Raw genomic sequence first — 20,090 nt, forward strand, 5'->3', positions numbered from 1 at the left:
GGGCCGGGTTTCGAAGCGGGATTAAAACAGATAGTACCACAGGGCCCAAAGCAGGATGCCGGCCCCAGGCAGGCCGGCAAGGACCCGCAGCCGCCGGGGCGGCCGGGGCCGGGCGGCCACGCAGAGCAGGGCAAAAGACAGCAGGCCGGTCAGGAAGGGGCCCCAGATCGCCAACAATATGCCCAGCTGCTCCAGGACGGGCGCAGGGCCGGCCAACCGCTCAGTAACCAAAATCCTTGGCCACCCCGCCCAGCATGTCCCGGATGGGCAGACCGTAGGGGCAGCGGCGCTCGCAGGCGCCGCACTGGACGCAGGAGCCCGCGTGGTAGCGCAGGGCCTGATAGCGCTCCCGGGCCCAGTCCGCCAGTCCGTACCGGCGCAGGTAGTTGGCCAGCAGGAAATTGGTGGGGATATCGATGCCGTTGGGACAGGGCGCGCAGTAGCCGCACCGGCGGCAGAAGGTGGAGCCCAGGGTCTTGCGGAGGGCCTCGGCCTGCGCCTGCTCCGCCGCGGTAAAGGGGGCGGAGAGGTCTACGGCGGCGTTCCGGGCCACTTCCTCCGGCGCGCCCATCCCCGCCAGGATCACGTCGCATACCCCGGCGGCGGCGATGAAGCGAAGGGCTAGGGCGGCGTCCTCCAGATTGCCCCCTGCCAAGGGCTTCATGGCGATGGTGCCGATCCCCTGCTTTTGGGCCTGGGCGAGCACGTCGTGCCCCTGGGTCTCCACGATATTATAGGGAAACATGACCGTTTCAAGACGGTCGCCGTATTCCTCCACCAGGCGGCGCAGGGCGTCTGCGCTGTGGGTGGTCACGCCGATATGCCCGATCTTGCCGGCGGCCTTGGCTTCCGCCAGGGCGCGGTACGCCCCCTCGGGGCCGAATGCCCGGTCAAAGTCGCGCTCCGACAGGTTGTGGAGCTGGTAGAGCTCGATATGGCCGGTACGCAGGTCTGCAAGGCTGGCGTCGATGTCCTTCTGCATGCCGGCGTAGTCCCGGGACATGCTTTTGGTGGCCAGGATGAAATGATCCCGGCGGCCCTCCAGCGCCGCGCCCAGGTAGTCCTCCGAGACGGTATAGCCCCGTGCGGTGTCGAGAAAGTTGACGCCGTGTTGTTCCAGTTGATCCACCACCGCGCGGGTGTTGGCCGCGTCGGCGCGCTGGATGGGGATGCCCCCAAAGGAGAGCCGGGAGACGTTCAGTCCGGTTTTACCTAAAATAACAGATTGCATGGCGGAACCCTCTTCTTTCTGAATGGAAGCTCACTCGCCCCGGAGCTTGACGATCTTATCACGGAGAATGGCGGCATATTCGAATTCCAACAGTTTGGCGGCTTCCCGCATCGCCCCGCGCGGCGTCCGCCGCCCGGGGACCCCCGAATGTACCTGACGTGCTCGGGCCGAGTAAATCGGCCCTGCGCCAAGGGTTTGCCTGAGGCAAAACGCTTGTGCGGCGCAGGCGCCGCCCCGCTGTGCGGGGCCCCAAAGAGCTGCGGGAAGCTTACTCGCCCCGGAGCTTGACGATCTTATCGCGGAGAATGGCGGCATATTCGAATTCCAACAGTTTGGCGGCTTCCCGCATCTCTTTTTCCAATTTGGCGATGGCCTCCATGCGCTGCGGTTTGGTGAGCGAAAGCGCGTCGGGGTCGTACTCCCTGGAGGAATCCTCCCCCTGAGACAGGTCGATCACGTCCCGGACGCTCTTGATGATGGTTTTGGGGACGATGCCGTGGGCCTGGTTGAAGGCATCCTGTTTGGCGCGCCTGCGCTCGGTCTCATCGATGGCCCGGCGCATGGAGGGCGTGATCTTGTCGGCATACATGACCACCATGCCCTCCGCGTTTCGGGCCGCGCGGCCGATGGTCTGGATGAGGGAGGTCTCGCTGCGGAGAAAGCCCTCCTTGTCTGCGTCCAGAATGGCCACCAGGCTCACCTCCGGCAGGTCCAGTCCCTCCCGCAGCAGGTTGATGCCCACCAGCACGTCAAATGTGCCCAGGCGCAGGTCGCGGATGATCTCCATGCGCTCGATGGTGTCGATGTCGTGGTGCATGTAGCGGACCTTGATGCCTGCGTTTTTCAGGTAATTGGTCAGGTCCTCCGCCATCTTTTTGGTGAGGGTGGTGACCAGTACCCGCTCGGCGTGCTGGGTGCGCTCGTTGATCTCCCCAATCAGGTCGTCGATCTGCCCCTCCACCGGGCGCACCTCGATCCTTGGGTCCAGCAGGCCTGTGGGCCGGATGACCTGCTCCACGATCTGCCCCGAGCGGGAGCGTTCGTACTCGCCGGGCGTGGCGGAGACGTAGACCACTTGATGGAGCCGCTTTTCAAACTCCTCAAATTTCAGAGGCCGGTTGTCGAAGGCGCAGGGCAGGCGGAAGCCGTAGTCCACCAGGGTCGTCTTGCGGGCGCGGTCGCCGTTGTACATGGCCCGCACCTGAGGCAGGGTCACGTGGGACTCGTCAATGAAAAGCACAAAATCTCTGGGGAAATAATCCAGCAGAGTGTGGGGGGGAGAGCCCACCGGGCGGCCCTCGATGACCCGGGAGTAATTCTCGATCCCGGAGCAGTAGCCCAGCTCCTGCATCATCTCCACGTCGTACATGGTGCGCTGCTTGATGCGCTGGGCCTCGATGAGCTGGTTGTTGGCCTCGAAAAAAGCCACCCGCTCCTCCAGCTCCCGGTAGATCTCCTGAACGGCGGCGTCCATTTTTTCCTTGGGCGTGACGTAGTGCGTGGCGGGCCAGACGGGGATGTTCTCCAGACGGCGGATGGGCGCGCCGGTGACCACGTTGATCTCGCTGATGCGGTCGATCTCGTCCCCGAAGAACTCCACCCGGATGGCGGAGTCCTGCCAGTAGGCGGGAAAGATCTCCACCGTGTCCCCCCGGACCCGGAACATGTTGCGCTCAAAGGCGATGTCGTTGCGTTCGTAGCGGATGGCGATGAGCTTTTTCAGCAGTTCATCCCGCTCCATTGAGGCCCCCACCCGGAGGGAGACCATCATTTTAGCAAAGTCCTCCGGCTCGCCCAGGCCATAGATACAGGAGACCGAGGACACCACGATCACGTCCCGCCGCTCCATCAGAGAAGCGGTGGCGGACAGGCGCAGCCGGTCGATCTCCTCGTTGATGGCGGAGTCCTTCTCGATAAAGGTATCCGTATGGGGAATATAGGCCTCGGGCTGGTAGTAATCGTAGTAGGAGACAAAATACTCCACCGCGTTGTGGGGAAAGAATTCCTTGAATTCGGCGCACAGCTGGGCGGCCAGGGTCTTGTTGTGGGCCAGCACCAGGGTGGGACGCTGGACGGCCTCGATCACCTTGGCCATGGTAAACGTCTTGCCCGAGCCGGTGACGCCCAGAAGCGTCTGCTCGTTCAGCCCGTTTTCCAGTCCTGCGGCCAGCGCTTCGATGGCCTCCGGCTGGTCGCCCGCCGGAGTATATTCGCTGACCACTTCGAATTTCGGCATGCCGCCCCCTCCTCCCGTCCGTATTCGTACATCCATTCTAGCAAAACAAATGTTCTATTGCAAGCCTTATTTTCAGGCTTCCTCGGTTTTGTAGAAGCCGCTGTCCCGGAGGGAGACCATGTCGTCATCCACAAAGACCAGATGATCGCACAGCGTCACCCCGACCTGTCCCAGTATGCCCTGCAGGCTGTAGGTGGTGGCGATGTCGTCCTCCGAGGGAAACGCCAGCCCGGAGACGTGATTGTGGGAGAGCACCACCCGAACGGCGTTCAGGGAGAGCGCCGCCTCCACGATCAGGCGGGTGGTCACCGCCACGGCGTTCACGTTGCCTTCGCCGATCTTGCGTACCCCCAGCACCTTCTGCTTGCCGTCCATGCACAGCAGATAGACCTGCTCGTTCCGCGCCCCGAAGAAATAGGGGCGCAGGATGGGATAATAGTCCCGGCTGCCCTGGGCGACCACGTCCATACGGGTGCGCCCCGCCAGATAGCGGCCGGAGAGCTCCTTTGCCGCCCTGAAGAGCACGGCGGCGTGCGTCCCCACGCCGGGGACCTTTTGCAGCTGCTCCGGCGTTGCGTCCAGTACGCCCGCCAGGGAGCCGAATTGCTCCAACAGGGTATGGGCCAGCGGGTTGGTGTCGCTTCGGGGGTTGGCGTAGAACAGCAGCAGCTCCAGCAGCTTGTGGTCGGGAAAGGAGTCCGGCCGGGCCAGAAACTCCATTTTCAACCGGCTGCGGTGACCGTCGTGAGCGCCCATACCGGACCTCCTCTCCATAGGATAACCCAAAATCAGCCTCTGGCGCCGTACTGCTCCAGATAGGCTTCCATGCGGGCCTTCACGGCGTCGTCAATAACGATTTTGCCGTCCACGGGGCGGTTGTGGAGGAAGGAGAGGATCTCCCGGACGGTGACGATGGGGTACACGGCGATGCCGTAGTCCTCCCGCAGCTCGTCCAGGGTGGAGCAGTCCCGGGTGCCGCGCTCCATCCGGTCCACGGAGACGATGAGGGCGCGCATCTTCACGTCGGCCACATGTTTGAACAGCTCGATGGACTCCCGCACGGCGGTACCCGCGGTGACCACGTCCTCTACGATGACGAGCTTGTCCCCGTCCTGGGGCTTGTAGCCCACCATGCAGCCGCCCTCGCCGTGGTCCTTGGCCTCCTTGCGGTTGAAGCAGTAGGGCAGATCGCGGCCGTAATTGCGGTACAGCGATGCGGCGGCGGACACCGCCAGGGGGATGCCCTTATAGGCGGGGCCGAACAGGCAGTCCGCCCCGTCGGGCAGGTTCTGCTGGATACAGGCGGCGTAGTAGTCCCCCAGCTTGGCGGCCTGGGCGCCGGTCCTGTAGTTGCCGGTGTTGATAAAGTAGGGGGTACTGCGCCCGGATTTGGTGGTGAAGTCCCCAAAGGTGAGCACGCCGGAGCGCACCATAAAGGTAATGAATTCTTCTTGATAGGTCATAGCGGCCAGCCCCTTTTCTCAAATGAAGTCGAAATATTATATCACTGGGCGCAGGCGGGGACAAGAGGAAGTTGGACGTTCGGCAAAGCGGCTTTTGCCGTCCTGCCGGGAGGCCGTTTCTGCAGCGTATACGCCGCCGCAGAAACGGCCTCCACTTTCTTGCGCCGCAGAAACGGCGAGACGCTGCAGGACTTTTTCTGCAGGCGGAAGGTTGAGCGGGGTTTTTCACAAAAACTTAATGTTATCCGGGCCGGACTTATGATACAATAAACTCCGCTGAGCAAACCGCGGTGCGGCTTATCCGCGCGGCGGCCGCGCCATAGCCTTACGGGTATGGTGCGCAAGCCGGTGCCAGCACGTCTGAGAGGTGTTCTGCGTGAATCTGCTGCAATGGCTGACGGACAGCCGGCTGGGGGAGATGGTCTTTACCCTGCTGGTCTCCATGATCCCGGTGGTCGAGCTGCGGGGCGGCATCCCCTTCGGCACGGCGCTGGGCCTGCCCCCCTGGGCGGCCCTGTGCGCCGCGGTGGTGGGCAATCTGATCCCCGTGCCGTTCATCATCGTCTATATCCGCCGGATCTTTCTGTGGCTGCGCCGCCGTTTCCCCAAGCTCAACCGCCTGGTGGACAAACTGGAGCGCAAAGCCCATTTGAAGGGCCGCAAGGTGAGCAAATACAAATATCTGGGGCTGTTTGTCTTCGTGGCCATCCCCCTGCCGGGCACCGGGGCCTGGACGGGCGCGCTGGCGGCGGCCTTCCTGGACATGCCCCTGCGCCGTGCGCTGCCCTCCATCTTTTTGGGCGTGGTCACCGCCGGGCTCATCATGACGCTGGCCACGGGGATGGTGGTGGCCACCATCCACTGAGCGCCCGGCGGCTGTCATTGCCGCGCCCTCCGGCATAGAATGGCCTGGAGGTGAGGGCGTTGAATCCCATTTTGGAAGTAGTGCTGATCCTGCTGGCGGCGGCGGGGCTGCTGGGACTGGGCTGGGTCCTGTTCGGCCGGCTGGTGTGCCCTGTGGGGAGCGGCGGCGTGTACGCCGTGATCCCCGCCAGCGGCGACGGGGCCAACCTGGAGCAGGATGTGAAGGGGCTTTTGTGGCTGCGGGGCGGCGAGCTGGCGCGGTTCACCATTGTGATCGCCGACGGCGGGCTCAACGCCGCGGGCCGGGCGGCGGCCAGCGCTCTGCTGGCCCGGGATCGGGGACTGGTGGTCTGCCCCATGGAGCGTTTGTCCGAGTACATAGGGAACCGGTGAATCGCGCTGTCCGGCACGGCGCGGAGCCTGCGCTCCCGTCCGGAGCGCGCGGAACGATCTGCGGCCGCTCCGGCCTGCTGCGTTTTTTTGCCCTGCCGGCTGCAGCCGCTCCCGCCGGCCCGCGCAGGCGGGTGGGGACGGCGCTTTTCCGGGGTTCGACAAATCGGCCTTCCGGTGTTACAATCTTCTGAGTGGGGGCTGTCTTCGTTTTGCACAGTCCCTGGAAAGGAGAGGGCGGCCCATGCAGGAGGCGGAATGGAATCTCATCGAGGGGACCGTGGAAGCCGTGATCTACCAGAACCGGGAGAACGGCTACACGGTGCTCAGGCTGGACGCGGGGGAGTCCGGGGGCGTGACGGTGGTGGGCTGTCTGCCCGGCGTGGCCCCCGGCGAGCGTATCACGGTCCGGGGGACCTGGATGCGCCATGCCTCCTATGGAGAGCAGTTCAAGGCGGAGACGGTGGAGCGGCGCATGCCCGCCGGAGAGAAGGCCATTTTTGAGTATCTCGCCTCCGGCGCGGTCCGGGGGATCGGCGCGGCCACCGCCCGGCGGATGGTGGAGGAATTTGGGGCCGAGGCCCTCACCGTTCTGGAGGAGCATCCGGAGCGGCTCACCGCCATCCATGGCGTCACCCGCAAGCGGGCGTTGGCGATGGGGGAGAACTTCCGGCTTCAGATGGGCATGCGCCGCCTGCTGGAATTTCTGGGCGCGCACGACGTGCCGCTCCAGCTGGCCATGCCCCTGTACCGCCGCTATGGCGATCAGGCGCTCGAGGCGGTGCGGGCCAATCCCTACCTGCTGGTGGACGGGGAGTTGGGGGTGGCGTTCGCCACGGCCGACAGCCTGGCGCTGGACCTTGGCATGGAGGGGGACGACCCCCAGCGCATTGAGGCGGGGCTCCTGTTCGAGCTGACCCACAATCTGGACAACGGGCACACCTTTCTGCCCCGGCGTAAACTTCTGTGGGCCACCGCGCAGCTCATCGGCGTGGAGGAGGAGGCCCTGGAGGACGGCCTGGAGGCCCTTCTGGAGCGGGGCGAGGCGATCCAGGAGCCGGTGGCGGGAGAGCAGGCCGTCTACCTCCGCGACCTGTACGAGGCCGAGCAGTACGTCGCTTGGCGCATCCGCGGCCTGGCGGAGGGCGAGCTGGTCCCTCCCCCCGGGCTGGACCGGCTCATTGGGAAGATCCAGAGCGAGCAGGGCATTGTTTACGCCCCTCAGCAGCGTCAGGCCGTGGAGCTGGCGGCGCAGCGGCAGGTAATGCTGCTCACCGGCGGCCCCGGGACCGGAAAGACCACCTCCCTGCGGGGCGTGCTGGCGCTCTTTGAGGCGCTGGGCCTGGAAACGGCACTGGCCGCTCCCACCGGCCGCGCGGCCAAGCGGCTGGGAGAGCTGTGCGGCATGGAGGCGGCCACCATCCACCGCCTGCTGGAGACCCAGTACGACCCCCATTCCGGCCGTCTGGTCTTCGCCCACGACGAACAGGACCCCCTGAAGGCGGACGCGGTCATTGTGGACGAGACCTCTATGGTGGATATCACCCTGATGCGGGCGCTGCTGTGCGCCCTGCGGGACGACTGCCGGCTGATCCTGGTGGGGGACGCGGACCAGCTGCCCAGCGTGGGACCGGGCAATCTGTTTTCCGACCTCATCCGCAGCCGGGCGGTGCCCATGGTGCGCCTGACCGAGATCTTCCGTCAGGCCGCCGAGAGCGCCATCATCCGCAGCGCCCACGGGGTCAACCGGGGCGAGCTGCCCGATCTGCGGGACAATAAGGGGGACTTTTTCTTCCTACGCCGGAAAGAGCCTCAGCGGGCGGCCGAGACCATCGTGGAGCTGGTGCGCACCCGCCTGCCCAAGAACATGGGCATCCCGCCGGAGCAGATCCAGGTGCTCTCGCCTACCCGCAGGCGCCAGGCGGGCACCGCGGCTCTCAACCGTGCCATCCAGGCGGCGGTCAACCCGCCGGGCGAAGGAAAACCGGAGCGCCGTTTCGGGGAGTCGATCTTCCGGGAGGGCGACCGGGTCATGCAGGTGCGCAACAATTACGACGTGATGTGGCGGGAGAAAAACGGCCTGAGCTCGGGCATGGGCGTGTTCAATGGGGATATCGGACGGGTGGAGACGGTGGATAACCGCAGCGAGACCATCACCGTGGACTTTGAGGGCCGGGTGGTGGAGTATACCCCCGACATGCTGGGAGAGCTGGAGAGCGCTTACGCCATCACCGTCCACAAGGCCCAGGGCAGCGAGTATCGGGCGGTGATCCTGGCCGCCTGCGACGGCGCGCCCATGCTGCTCACCCGCGGGGTGCTCTACACCGCCATCACCCGGGCCCGGGAGCTGCTCATCATCGTGGGCGACGAGGAGGTGGTGGCGCGCATGACCGCCAACGACCGCCAGCAGCGGCGCTACTCCGGACTGCGCTGGCGTCTGGCCGGGGGGACGGCGTGAGCGGCTGGAACCAGGGCCTTGCCGCTGTTCGGGACAGGCCGCGGCCTATGGCGGACAGGAAGCGTCCGCCCGGTACGGCGCTGTCTTGGAAACGGGGGAAATCTACAAATTTTGCGCCGTAAAAATGCACTAAGAATAAACTAAAAGCTTATGCAAACGATATGCTTTGCTTACCTGAGGATGAGGGGAGGCAGAACATATGGAAAAGACCAATCACCTGAGTATCCGCACGGACAAGGCCCTTCACGACAAGCTCCAATACGTGGCGGCCTACGAGGGCCGTTCGATGAGCGGACAGATCCTCTACCTGATCCAGAGCTGTATCCGGGAATTTGAAAAGGAACACGGGTCCATCCCGCCGGAGGATGGGAAATGAACGGCCCGGCGCGGCTGCTGCTGGACCTCCTCTTCCCGCCCCGCTGCGTGTTCTGCGGCAGAGTGCTGGCCGCGCGTGAGCGGGACCTGTGCGCCCAATGCCGGCGGACGCTGCCCTGGATGTTGGGGGCGGATGCGGAGCAGGGCGGGGAATGGTTCGCCCTGTGTGTCTCGCCCCTGCGGTATCAGGGGGCGGTGCGGGATTCCCTGCACCGGTACAAATTCAAGGGGCGGCAGGCTTACCACCGGGCTTACGGCAGGCTGCTGGCCCAGTGTGTCCGCGACCATCTGGCGGACCGGTATGACCTGATCTCCTGGGTGCCGTTGTCCCGGGAGCGCCGGCGCGAGCGGGGCTACGACCAGGCCTTCCTGCTCTGCGCCGCGACGGCGCTGGAGCTGGGGGATGTGGCGGTGGAGACGCTGCGCAAGGGCCGGGATACCGCCGTGCAGTCCCGGCTGGAGGGGGAGGCGCGGCGCCGGGCCAATGTGCTGGGCGCCTATGCCGCGGTGGAGCCGGAGCTGGTGCGGGACAAGCGGGTGCTGCTCGTGGACGACATCATCACCACCGGTTCCACCTTCTCCGAATGCGCCAGAGTGCTGCGCTCAGCGGGGGCGAAGGAGGTGCTCTGCGCGGCGCTGGCGCGGGCCCGGTAAGGTTTTTCGGGATTTTCGGTAAAATGGCGTTGAAAAACCCCGCGTACAACTGTATAATATAAGGGATTAGCTATGAGATTATGGGATAAAATAAAACAAAAGCTTTCAAGACTTCGAGGTGCAGGTATGTTCAGTAAGGATATTGGCATCGACCTGGGTACGGCGTCCATCCTGGTCTATGTGAAGGGCAGGGGCGTGGTCCTGCGGGAGCCCTCCGTGGTCGCCATCGACAAAAATACGGGCAAGCTGCTCAAGGTGGGCGCCGAGGCCCAGCAGATGCTGGGGCGTACCCCCGGCAATATCGTCGCCATCCGGCCCCTGCGGGAGGGCGTCATCTCCGATTACGACATGACCGAGCGGATGCTCAAGGAGTTTATCCGCAAGGTGACCTCCTTCCGCCTGTTCAAGCCCCGGGTGGTCATCTGCGTGCCCTCCGGCATCACCGAGGTGGAGGAGCGCGCCGTCATTGACGCGGGCATCCAGGCCGGCGCGCGGCGGGTGTACCTCATCGAGGAGCCTGTGGCGGCCGCCATCGGCGCGGGCATCGACATCGCCAAGCCCGATGGTCATATGATCGTGGACATCGGCGGCGGCACCACCGACATCGCCGTCATCTCCCTGTCCGGCATCGTGGAGTCCACCTCCATCAAGATCGCCGGCGACCAGTTTGACGAGGCCATCGTGAAGTACATACGGCGCAAGCACAATGTACTGATCGGTGAGCGCACCGCCGAGGAGCTGAAGATGCAGATCGGCTGCGTGTTCCCCCGGCCGGAGGAGCAGACCCTGGAGATCAAGGGGCGCTGCCTGATGACCGGGCTGCCCCGGGTGTTTACCGTATCCTCCAGCGAGATGATCGAGGCCTTCGAGGAGGTCTCCACCCGCATTCTGGAGGCCATCCACGGCGTGCTGGAGCGCACGCCCCCCGAGCTGGTGGCGGATATCTCCACCAACGGCATCGTCATGACCGGCGGCGGAAGCCTGGTCTGGGGCTTTGACAAGCTGATCGAGTCCCACACCGGCATCGAGACCCATGTGGCCGACGACGCGATCTCCTGCGTGGCCTACGGTACCGGAAAAAGCCTGGAAAACGTCAGCGACATGCAGGACGGCACCATCAATCTCTCCCGGCGCAAACAGATGAACTAGGCGGCCGGCGCCGCCTTCCAGAGGGGCGCAGTCCCCCTGGTTAGGAAAAGAGGGACCAGCCCGCGGGCTGGTCCCTCCGTTTTACAGCGTTTGTTTCAGATCTCCGGGCCTGTGAGCTCTTCGCCCACGGTATAGATGTCCCCGGCCCCCACGGTGAGGATCAGATCGCCCGGCCGGGCGAGGGCCTTCAAGTGTTCGGCCAGCTCCGGCAGCGTGGCGAAGTACCGGCTGCCCGGGATCCTGGCCGCCAGATCTTTGGAGGAGATGCCGATCTCGTTGGTCTCCCGGGCGGCAAAGATCTCCGCCAGCAGCGTCAGGTCGGGCTGCTTGAGCACCTCCACGAAGTCGTCGAACAGGGCCTTGGTGCGGGAGTAGGTGTGGGGCTGGAAGGCGCAGATGATCCGCTCATAGCCCAGACGCCCGGCGGTGTCCAGCAGGGCGCGCAGCTCTCCGGGGTGGTGGGCGTAGTCGTCATAGACCTCCGCGCCGTGGTAGGAACCCTTGTGTTCGAAGCGCCGGCCTGCGCCCCGGAAAGCGTTCAGCCCGTCGGCCACGGCCTGAGGCGGCACGGCCAGCGCGATGGCGGCGGCGGCGGCGGCCAGGGCGTTTTTTACGTTGTGCAGTCCCGGCACCCGCAGGGAGACATGGGTAAAGATCTGTTCCCGCCACATCACGTCGAAGCAGGGCAGGCCCCGGTCCCAGACCAGGTTGGCGGCATGTACGTCTCCGTGCTCCAGACCGAAGGTGCGCACGGCGCGCGTTTCTCCTTCCAGCGTGTGCATGGTGTTGGCGTCGTCGGCGTTGGCCACGATCACGCCGCCCTGGGGGACCCGGTCGGCGAAGGCGCGGAAGGAGTGCTCCACATCCTCCAGATCGCGGAAAAAGTCCAGATGGTCGGCCTCAATGTTCAGAATGACCGCCACGGTGGGGTAAAAGGAGAGGAAGGAGTTGCAGTATTCGCAGCTCTCCAGGATGATGGTGTCCCCGCGGCCCACCCGATGGCCCGCGCCCAGCAGGGGCAGGGTGCCGCCGATCATGACGGTGGGGTCCAGCCCGGCGGCCATGATGATGTGGGTGCACATGGAAGTGGTGGTGGTCTTGCCGTGGGTGCCCGAGATGCACAGCGCGTTTTTGTAGCTGCGCATGATGGAGCCCCAGGCCTGGGCGCGTTCAAAGATCGGGATACCCAGGGCGCGGGCCCCGGCGATCTCGGGATTGTCGTCATGTACGGCGGCGGTGCGGACGACCAGGTCCGCGCCCTCCACGCTCTTGGCCCAATGGCCGATGGTCACGGGAATGCCCAGAGAGCGCAGATGGGCCACCGCGGCGCTCTCATGCAGGTCGGAGCCGGTAATGATCATCCCCATGCCCTTGAGCACCTCGGCCAGAGGGGACATGGATACCCCGCCGATGCCGACCAGATGGGCCCGGCGGCCGGGAACGATGAAATCATGAATGCTGGTTGCTGCCATAGGGTTTACACGCCCTCTTTTCAAGTTTATAATGGTTACGAATCATATATTATAAACCATTATAGGCGAATAGCAAGAAAAAGATACCAAAAGGCGGTGAAAAAATGAGGAGCTGGCCCATTCCGGCCGGGGTGGCCGCCCTGCTGGATACCCTGCGGGGCGCGGGCTGCGAGGCCCATCCGGTGGGGGGATGCGTGCGCGACCTGCTGTTGGGGAGGACGCCGGGGGATTACGATGTGTGCACCTCCGCCCGGCCGGAGCAGGTCATGGCGCTGTTTCCCCGTACCCTCCCCACGGGCCTGCGCCACGGAACCGTCACCGTCCTGACGGAGAGCGGGGCGGTGGAGGTGACCACCTTCCGGCGGGAGGGCGGCTACGCCGACGGGCGGCGGCCGGACGGGGTGCGCTTTGACGTTGGACTGGCGGAGGATCTCTCCCGCCGGGATTTCACCGTCAACGCCATGGCGCTCTCGCCGGAGGGGGCGGTGATCGATCCCTCCGGCGGGCAGGCGGACCTGGCCCGCCGCCAGATCCGCTGCGTCGGGGACCCCGACCGGCGCTTTGCCGAGGATGCGCTGCGGATGCTGCGGGCGGTGCGCTTTGCCGCCCAGCTGGATTTTACGATCGAGGACGCCACCCTGGCGGCCATGCGCCGGAACGCCGGCCGGACAGCCCGGGTGTCCGGGGAGCGGGTCAAGGCGGAGGTGGAAAAGATTTTGCTCTCCGGCCGCCCGGAGCGGGTGGGGCTGCTGCTGGAGCTGGGGTTGCTGGAGCACCTGTATCCGGTCCGGACGGCCCCGGACCTGTCCGGACTGGGGGCGGCGCAGGCGGCTCCCGGCCCCCGCTGGCGGGCCTTCTGCGCAGCGACCGGATTTCCCATCACCGCTCTGCCCGTATCGCGCGCCCTGCGCCGCTGTGTGCTCCACCCCGAGACGGAACAGGTGAAACAGCTGGCGCTCTCCGGCGGAGAGCTGGAGAGGCTGGGGCTGGAGGGACCTCAGATCGGCCGCATGCAGCGGCGGCTGGCCCGGTATCTTCTGGAGCATCCGGGGGAAAATGAACGGGAACGGCTGTTGCAGATGGTCAGGGAGTGGCGGTATGGACGAAACGGTCTATGAATTTGACGCGGTGCTGCAAAAGGTGCCGGAGATCGACGGGGCCTATGTGGAGTTCCCGTACGATGTCCGGGCCGTGTTTGGGAAAGGACGGGTCAAGGTGCACGTCACCTTTGACGGGATCCCCTACGACGGGAGCCTGGTGCGCATGGGCACGCCGGGGCACATCGTGGGAGTGCGGAAGGAGATCCGGGCCAAGCTGGGCAAGAAGCCGGGCGACACGGTCCGTGTGACGCTCCGGGAGCGGGCATAGCATGGCTGCGCCCGGCGGCTGAAGCGCGATATCCCGGCCCAGCGTGTCGAACAAGCCTCGCAGCGTTTCGCGCCCGTGCCCAAGCCTGCAGAGCAGGCACGGAAATATCCTTGGGGTGCAGGCGCGAAAGAGGCATCCTTCTCGAAAAAGCGGCGCAGCCACTTTTTTGAGAGCCAGAGGGCGGGACATGGGTCCCGCCCTCGCCGTTGCCGCCGATTTGCCGGGGACAGGCAAGATGGACCGTCCGCCCGCATAGAGATTAGGGACGGGGAGGGCGATGGGATGGAACGGGGCAAGAAGCGGGAAGGGCTGCTGGAGAAGACCGCGGAGGTCTTCGACCTGCCCGGCGACGTAGTGGCGGGGCTGCCCCGCATTGAGATCACCGGAAGCCGGGAGCTGCGCATGGAGAACCACAAGGGCATCCTGGCCTATGGCGCCGACGAGATCCATGTCTCCGGCGGCAAGCTGGTGGTGAAGGTGCATGGAACGGGGCTGGAGCTGCGCTCCATGAACGCCAGCCAGCTGCTCATTACCGGCGACATCCATGGCGTGGATCTGACCTGAGGGGAGGGGACGGCTTGCTGCGCAAGATGATCAACGGCCTGCGGGGGAGCGTCCGCCTGGAGGTCTCCGGCGCGTTTCCGGAGCGGTTTTTGAATCTGTGCGCCCAGAACGGCATGGCCTTCTGGGACGTGGAGTGGCTGGAAGCCACCCGGCTGCGCCTTACCCTGACCCGCGCGGGCGGCCGCGCCGCCCCGGAGCTGGCCGGACGGGTCCTGTGTGAGCTCAGCCGGGTAAAGACCGGAGGCGTGCCTTTTTTTCTGGCGCGGTTCCGGAAGCGGTACGCCCTGCTGGTGGGGCTTTGCCTGTCCCTGACCGCAGTGCTGGTGCTCTCCCGGTTCATCCTGATCATCGATGTGGAGGGAAACGAGACGGTGCCCACCGCCCAGATCCTCTCCGAACTGCGGCGGCAGGGGCTGCGGGTGGGCGTATACGGTCCCGGGCTGGATGAGCGGGATCTGGCCCACGAGGCCCTGCTCCAGCTGCCCGACCTGTCCTGGATGGCCATTAACCTCCACGGTACCAGGGCCCAGGTGCTGGTGCGGGAGGCAGTCAAAAAACCGCCCGCGGAGGACGGGAGCGTCGTGGGGGACGTGGTGGCCGAGTCGGGGGGCATCGTCTCCCACATGGAGGTGCTCTCTGGGGAGGCGGTCTGTCAGGAAGGGGACACCGTGGCGGCGGGAGACGTGCTCATCAGCGGCAGCGTCAAGCTTCCGGGGCCGAAATACGGCGGCGGCGTGGACCTGGGCTGGAGCCAGGTGCGGGCCGCCGGGCGGATATATGCCCGCACCTGGCGCACGCTGACGGCCCAGGTCCCTCTGGAGGCCCAGGTGAAGCAGTATACCGGCTCGGAGGAGACCTGCTGGAGCCTGACATTTTTGGGCGTGCGGACGGTTTTTTCGCGAAACAGTGGAATTTCCTTCCCGGAGTATGATAAAATAAGTCGAGCGTGGACGGCGGCTCTGCCCAGCGGCCGGGAGCTGCCCCTGACGCTGAAGTGTGAGACGGTGCGGGAATATGTGACCGTCCCGGCTCCCATTGACCGCGCGGCGGCGCAGGCCCTGCTGGAGGAGCGGCTGGAACTGGCCCTCCGGGCGGCGCTGGGGGACGGCGAGGCGGTGAGCACGGCGTTTTCCGCCGCCGAACGGGACGGGATGCTGCGGGTGACCCTCCAGGCGGAATGCCGGGAGGAGATCGGGCGGTTCGTCCCGGCGCAGGGGCTGCCGGAGACGGCTGCCCAGGAGCCCCAGCCGGAAGTATAACAGGAAAATGAGGCGTACCAATGATAGAACAGACCATCAGTGTGGAGCGCATGGAGCAGGCGGTGGACCTGTTCGGGTCCTTTGACGAGAACATCAAGATCATCGAGCACGAGCTGGGCGTCAGCGTAGTCAGCCGGGATTCGGAGCTGAAGATCTCCGGAGAGGCGGAAAACGTCCTCTACGGGGTAAAGGCCATCCAGGGGCTGCTGTCCCTGGCGGCCCGGAAGGAGACCATCACCGAACAGAACGTGCGCTATATCATCAACCTGGTCCGGGCGGGAAATGAGGAGCATATCAACGACATCGCCAAGGACGTGCTCTGCGTCACCGCCAAGGGCAAGCCCATCAAGGCCAAGACCCTGGGCCAGAAACGATATGTGGACGCCATCCGAAAGAATACCGTTACCCTGGGGGTGGGGCCGGCGGGGACCGGCAAGACCTATCTGGCGGTGGCCGCCGCGGTGGCCGCCTTTCGGGAAAAGCAGGTCAACCGCATCATTCTCACCCGCCCGGCGGTGGAGGCGGGGGAGCGGCTGGGCTTTCTGCCCGGCGACCTGCAAAGCAAGGTGGACCCTTACCTGCGGCCCTTGTACGACGCGCTCTTCGACATGCTGGGGGCGGAGACCTACAACAAGTATCTGGAGCGCGGCAACATCGAGGTGGCCCCGCTGGCCTATATGCGGGGGCGCACTCTGGACGACTCCTTCATCATCCTGGACGAGGCGCAGAACACCAGCCGGGAGCAGATGAAGATGTTCCTCACCCGTCTGGGCTTCGGCTCCAAGATCGTCATCACCGGCGATATCACCCAGATCGACCTGCCGGCCGATAAGGTCTCGGGCCTCAAAGAGGCCATGCGGGTGCTCCAGAACGTGGAGGACATCGCCATCTGCCGCCTGGGCGAGGCCGACGTGGTGCGCCACGTGATCGTGCAGCGCATCATCAAGGCCTACGAGCAGGACGAGGAGCGGAGGACGAAATGAACCATCAGATCATCATCGAATCGGAGACGGAGGGCGCGGAGGAGTACGCCGCGCTGCTCCAACGGGTCATCCCCGCCGTCCTGGAGGCGGAAGGGGTGGCGTTTGACTGCGAGGTGGACGTGCTGCTTACCGACGACGCCGGCATCCATGCCATCAATTTGCAGCAGCGTGGGGTAGACCGTCCGACCGACGTGCTCTCCTTCCCCATGTTCGAGCTTGCCCCGGGGACGCCGCCCGCGTTGGAAGATGTGGAGGCCGACCCCGGCAGCGGCCTGGTCCCTCTGGGGGACATGGTCCTCTCCCTGGAGCGGGCAAAGGCCCAGGGGGAGGAGTACGGCCACGGAGCCCGGCGGGAGACGGCCTATCTGGCGGTGCACTCGGTGCTGCACCTGCTGGGATATGACCACCTGGATGAGGGGGAGCAGAAGCGCCGGATGCGCGCCCGGGAGGAGACTATCCTGGGCGCACTGGGGATCCCCCGGGAGACGGCGGAGGGGTAAGAAGGCTTGGCCAGGCAGTACAAAATTGCTCAAGAAAGCTGAGGATCACCTATGGACAAGACAAAATCCGGCATGATCGCCATTGTGGGCCGGCCCAATGTGGGCAAGTCCACCCTGACCAACGCCCTGGTGGGCGAGAAGATCGCCATCGTCACCAATAAGCCCCAGACCACCCGCAACCGGATCTGCGCGATCCTGAATCGGGGGGAGAGCCAGTTCGTGTTCCTGGATACGCCGGGGCTGCACCGGGCCCGCACCCGGCTGGGAGAGTATATGGTGGGCGTGGTGCGCCAAAGCGTGGCCGACGTGGACGCGGTGCTGCTGCTGGTGGAGCCCATCGCCAACGTCGGCGCGCCGGAGGAGGAGCTCATCCAGCGCATCAAGGCCCTGGACATGCCCGCCGTACTGGCGGTCAACAAAATTGATACCGTGAAGAAGGACGAGCTGCTGGCCGTGATCCAGACCTATGCCCAGGCGCATGCGTTTGCCGCCATCGTGCCCATTTCCGCCAAGGACGGCGAAGGGGTGGACGAGCTCCTGGAGGTGTTGGAGCGCTTCCTGCCGGAAGGGCCCCGGCTTTTTCCCGAGGATATGATCACCGACCAGCCCGAGCGGCAGGTGTGCGCCGAGATCGTGCGGGAGAAGCTGCTGCTCTGCCTGGACAAGGAGATCCCCCATGGCACCGCTGTGGAGGTGACGAAATTTTCCCAGAGAGAAGACGGCATGATCGACCTGGACGCCACCATTTACTGTGAAAAAAACAGCCACAAGGGGATCATCATCGGCAAGGGCGGCGCCATGCTGAAAAAGATCTCCACCCTGGCGCGGGAGGATATCGAGCGCTTCATGGGCGAGAAGGTCTTCCTTCAGACCTGGGTGAAGGTCAAAGAAAACTGGAGAGACCAGGTGAATTTGCTCAAGAACTTCGGCTACCGGGACGAGTGACGCGCTCCGGCGGACCCAAGCCGGTTTTCTTGCCCGCGGGAGCGGGCCGCGCCCCGGCGCGCCAAGCGTTTGCAGAGCAAACCTTGCCGCAGGGCGGATTCATTCCGCCCGAGGAAGAGAGAATCGGGGCCCCGCGGGACGGGACGTCCCGTGGGCAAACGGGAGAGACCAGGTGAATTTGCTCAAGAACTTCGGCTACCGGGACGAGTAAACGGCAGGAAACCGCCGGGGCCGACGTTCCGGTAAGCGGATGGGACGGGCGGGCCATCAAATTTTACCGCTCATAAAGCCCGCCGCCGGGGCCAACCTAACGGATGGAAAAGGGGGGCTGCGGTATGGACAGTCAAGCGTTTTGGCGGTTTTTCCTGGAGACCGGCCTGCCTGAGGCGTACAGCCTCTACTGCCGGCTGAAGGCGGAGGAGGCCGCGGCGCGGACGGTGAAAACGGCCTGATCCGGGCGGGCGTTCGGGCCCGCCTACATAGGGCCGGCCCAGACGACGGCCGGATACGCGCTTCGGCAAACGGGGGAAGGGTTATGCACATCAATACCCAGGGCCTGGTGCTCCGGGAGGTCAACTACAAGGAGGCGGACAAGATCTTGACGGTGCTTACCGCCGAGGGCGGCAAACGCACCGTCAAGGCCCGGGGCTGCCGAAGGAAGGGGAGCCGCCTGGCGGCCTGTGCCCAGCTGCTGGTGTACTCCGAAATGACCTTGTTCGAGTATCGGGACTACTATACCCTCAACGAGGCGGAATCCCTCCAACAGTTCTGGGGCGTGAAAGCCGACGTGGAAAAGCTGGCCCTGGGGTCCTACTGTGCGCAGGTGCTGGAAGCGGTGGCGGAGGAGGGGCGGAGCGATCCGGAGCTGTTGTCCCTGATCCTGAACACCCTCTACGCGCTGGACAAGCTGAACAAGCCGCAGGCGCTGGTGAAGGCCGCCTTTGAGCTCAGGCTGATGTGTCTGGCGGGATATGAACCGCTGCTGGACGCCTGCGCCGTCTGCGGCGTGCCTGCGCCGGAGCAGCCCCAGCTGAGCCTGTCCGAAGGGGTGCTCTGCTGCGGGCGCTGCCGGGCCGGGGCGGGGGACGGGCCCTTTCTGCCGCTGGAGGGCGGCACGCTGGAGGCGATGCGGCACATCGTCTACGGCGACCCAAAGCGGCTGTTTTCCGTTCCGGCGGACGGGGCGGCTCTCGCCTGTCTGGCGGAGGTGTGCGAGCGTTTTTTGACCGGCCAGCTGGACCGGGGCTTCCAGACGCTGGACTTTTATAAACAACTGAAAGCGGGGATGTAATGTGGAACTGTACATAGCCGACGCCTTTACCGCCACGCGCTTTTGCGGCAATCAGGCCGGGGTGGCCCTGCTGGGGCGGGAGCCCTTCCCGGAGGAAGGCTTCCTGCGGGCTCTGGCGGGGGAACTCAAGCACTCGGAGACCGCCTTCGTGCGGCAGACCGGGGAGCGCTCCTTCCACATCCGCTACTTTACCCCGGCGGAGGAGGTGGACCTGTGCGGCCACGCCACCATCGCGGCGTTCACCGTCCTGCGGGAAACCGGGGGCGTCCGCCCCGGCGCGTGCACGCTGACCACCCGCTCCGGCGTGCTGGAGATCGGGGTGGAGCAAAACGCCGTGTGGATGGACATGGCGCCGCCGGCGCAGGGGAGGACCTTCTCCGCGGAAGAACAGGCCGAACTGTATGCCGCGTACGGCCTGACGCTGGCCGACCGTCCGGCGCAGCTGGAGGCACAGGCGGTCAGCACCGGGCTTATGGATATCCTGCTGCCGGTGAAGGACGGGGCGGCCCTGGGGCGGGCCGTGCAGGACGAACGGACCGTCACGGCGCTGTCCCGGCGCTACGGCGTGGTGGGCGTGCACATGTTCTGCCTGGGGGACGCGCCGGGCGTGACCGCCCGCTGCCGCAACTTTGCCCCCCTTTATGCCATCCCGGAGGAGGCGGCCACCGGCACCTCCAACGGCGCGCTGACCGATTACCTGTACCGCCGGGGGCTGGTGTGTCCCGGCGGCGAGAACCGGTTCCTCCAGGGCGAGGCGATGGGCAAGCCCTCGGAGATCTTGAGCCGCCTGACGGACACGGACGGGAAGGTCCGCGTCCGTGTAGGCGGCCGGGCGGTCCTCTCCCTGCGGTGTGCGCTGTTGGGGGAGTGAGCCCGCCGATCCTGTCA

At 65.4% G+C, this 20,090-nt stretch carries 21 protein-coding genes; 15 read left to right on the forward strand and 6 right to left on the reverse strand.

The genetic code is table 11. From position 1 onward, the window contains the following. Nucleotides 1-21 precede the first annotated feature (21 nt). From MR825_RS12680 to pyrE, 5 genes are all read right to left on the reverse strand, one after another. On the reverse strand, nucleotides 22-231 hold the full coding sequence (locus MR825_RS12680; protein ID WP_186906362.1) for a hypothetical protein: 210 nt from the start codon (nucleotides 229-231) through the stop codon (nucleotides 22-24). After that, the gene (locus tag MR825_RS12685) at nucleotides 221-1,231 is read right to left on the reverse strand and encodes an aldo/keto reductase (RefSeq protein ID WP_287881043.1); all 1,011 of its coding nucleotides are present in this window, start codon (nucleotides 1,229-1,231) and stop codon (nucleotides 221-223) included. The genes MR825_RS12680 and MR825_RS12685 overlap by 11 nt, the downstream gene beginning before the upstream one ends. Before the next feature lie 268 nt (nucleotides 1,232-1,499). Next, entirely contained in the window at nucleotides 1,500-3,467 is a 1,968-nt protein-coding gene (gene uvrB / locus MR825_RS12690) for an excinuclease ABC subunit UvrB (RefSeq protein ID WP_186906321.1), read from the reverse strand. A 72-nt stretch (nucleotides 3,468-3,539) separates the two neighbouring features. Next, the gene (locus MR825_RS12695; RefSeq protein ID WP_256175573.1) at nucleotides 3,540-4,223 is read right to left on the reverse strand and encodes a JAB domain-containing protein; all 684 of its coding nucleotides are present in this window, start codon (nucleotides 4,221-4,223) and stop codon (nucleotides 3,540-3,542) included. 32 nt (nucleotides 4,224-4,255) lie between these two features. Further along, nucleotides 4,256-4,930 carry an orotate phosphoribosyltransferase gene (gene pyrE, locus MR825_RS12700; protein WP_256175572.1) on the reverse strand — a complete coding sequence of 225 codons (675 nt, stop codon included), beginning with the start codon at nucleotides 4,928-4,930 and terminating at the stop codon, nucleotides 4,256-4,258. A 376-nt stretch (nucleotides 4,931-5,306) separates the two neighbouring features. Between pyrE and MR825_RS12705 the strand changes: the two genes are divergently transcribed. The 6 genes from MR825_RS12705 (at nucleotide 5,307) to MR825_RS12730 (ending at nucleotide 10,820) form a co-directional block, all read left to right on the forward strand. After that, nucleotides 5,307-5,795: a COG2426 family protein gene (locus tag MR825_RS12705; RefSeq protein WP_352408176.1), complete on the forward strand. Its 489-nt coding sequence runs from the start codon at nucleotides 5,307-5,309 to the stop codon at nucleotides 5,793-5,795. 59 nt (nucleotides 5,796-5,854) lie between these two features. Beyond that, nucleotides 5,855-6,187, forward strand: a complete 333-nt coding sequence (locus MR825_RS12710) for a hypothetical protein (RefSeq protein WP_186906318.1) — start codon at nucleotides 5,855-5,857, stop codon at nucleotides 6,185-6,187. A gap of 241 nt (nucleotides 6,188-6,428) precedes the next feature. Further along, nucleotides 6,429-8,642: an SF1B family DNA helicase RecD2 gene (recD2, locus tag MR825_RS12715; RefSeq protein WP_287881047.1), complete on the forward strand. Its 2,214-nt coding sequence runs from the start codon at nucleotides 6,429-6,431 to the stop codon at nucleotides 8,640-8,642. Nucleotides 8,643-8,841: 199 nt separating this feature from the next. Continuing rightward, nucleotides 8,842-9,018, forward strand: coding sequence for a hypothetical protein (locus MR825_RS12720; RefSeq protein WP_287881049.1), 177 nt, complete (start codon nucleotides 8,842-8,844; stop codon nucleotides 9,016-9,018). Next, the gene (locus MR825_RS12725) at nucleotides 9,015-9,671 is read left to right on the forward strand and encodes a ComF family protein (protein ID WP_287881050.1); all 657 of its coding nucleotides are present in this window, start codon (nucleotides 9,015-9,017) and stop codon (nucleotides 9,669-9,671) included. Before MR825_RS12720 ends, MR825_RS12725 begins: the two co-directional genes overlap by 4 nt. Nucleotides 9,672-9,797: 126 nt before the next feature. Then, on the forward strand, nucleotides 9,798-10,820 hold the full coding sequence (locus MR825_RS12730; RefSeq protein ID WP_186906314.1) for a rod shape-determining protein: 1,023 nt from the start codon (nucleotides 9,798-9,800) through the stop codon (nucleotides 10,818-10,820). Nucleotides 10,821-10,915: 95 nt separating this feature from the next. Here the strand turns inward: MR825_RS12730 and murC are convergent, their stop codons facing one another. Next, nucleotides 10,916-12,292, reverse strand: a complete 1,377-nt coding sequence (murC, locus tag MR825_RS12735) for a UDP-N-acetylmuramate--L-alanine ligase (protein WP_287881052.1) — start codon at nucleotides 12,290-12,292, stop codon at nucleotides 10,916-10,918. Nucleotides 12,293-12,396: 104 nt separating this feature from the next. Between murC and MR825_RS12740 the strand changes: the two genes are divergently transcribed. The 9 genes from MR825_RS12740 (at nucleotide 12,397) to MR825_RS12780 (ending at nucleotide 20,073) form a co-directional block, all read left to right on the forward strand. Then, complete coding sequence (locus MR825_RS12740; protein WP_287881053.1) at nucleotides 12,397-13,410, forward strand: CCA tRNA nucleotidyltransferase; 1,014 nt, start codon at nucleotides 12,397-12,399, stop codon at nucleotides 13,408-13,410. Then, entirely contained in the window at nucleotides 13,391-13,660 is a 270-nt protein-coding gene (locus MR825_RS12745) for a DUF1905 domain-containing protein (protein ID WP_287881054.1), read from the forward strand. Before MR825_RS12740 ends, MR825_RS12745 begins: the two co-directional genes overlap by 20 nt. Before the next feature lie 282 nt (nucleotides 13,661-13,942). Beyond that, on the forward strand, nucleotides 13,943-14,224 hold the full coding sequence (locus MR825_RS12750; RefSeq protein WP_186906310.1) for a YabP/YqfC family sporulation protein: 282 nt from the start codon (nucleotides 13,943-13,945) through the stop codon (nucleotides 14,222-14,224). A 14-nt stretch (nucleotides 14,225-14,238) separates the two neighbouring features. Then, on the forward strand, nucleotides 14,239-15,483 hold the full coding sequence (locus MR825_RS12755; protein WP_186906309.1) for a sporulation protein YqfD: 1,245 nt from the start codon (nucleotides 14,239-14,241) through the stop codon (nucleotides 15,481-15,483). A 20-nt stretch (nucleotides 15,484-15,503) separates the two neighbouring features. Next, a complete protein-coding gene (locus tag MR825_RS12760) occupies nucleotides 15,504-16,466 on the forward strand; it encodes a PhoH family protein (protein ID WP_186906308.1) in 963 nt (320 codons plus the stop codon). Next, a complete protein-coding gene (ybeY, locus tag MR825_RS12765) occupies nucleotides 16,463-16,966 on the forward strand; it encodes an rRNA maturation RNase YbeY (protein WP_186906307.1) in 504 nt (167 codons plus the stop codon). The genes MR825_RS12760 and ybeY overlap by 4 nt, the downstream gene beginning before the upstream one ends. 51 nt (nucleotides 16,967-17,017) lie before the next feature. Further along, nucleotides 17,018-17,911 carry a GTPase Era gene (gene era, locus MR825_RS12770; RefSeq protein WP_186906306.1) on the forward strand — a complete coding sequence of 298 codons (894 nt, stop codon included), beginning with the start codon at nucleotides 17,018-17,020 and terminating at the stop codon, nucleotides 17,909-17,911. Between the two features lie 535 nt (nucleotides 17,912-18,446). After that, nucleotides 18,447-19,202 (forward strand): DNA repair protein RecO, encoded by a 756-nt coding sequence (gene recO, locus MR825_RS12775; RefSeq protein ID WP_186906305.1) that lies wholly within the window; start codon nucleotides 18,447-18,449, stop codon nucleotides 19,200-19,202. A gap of 1 nt (nucleotide 19,203) precedes the next feature. After that, on the forward strand, nucleotides 19,204-20,073 hold the full coding sequence (locus MR825_RS12780) for a PhzF family phenazine biosynthesis protein (protein WP_186906304.1): 870 nt from the start codon (nucleotides 19,204-19,206) through the stop codon (nucleotides 20,071-20,073). Nucleotides 20,074-20,090 lie beyond the last annotated feature (17 nt).

Origin of the sequence: Lawsonibacter sp. (assembly GCF_022777125.1) — a bacterium.
In the GTDB taxonomy this organism is placed as follows: Bacteria; Bacillota; Clostridia; order Oscillospirales; family Oscillospiraceae; genus Lawsonibacter_A; species Lawsonibacter_A hominis.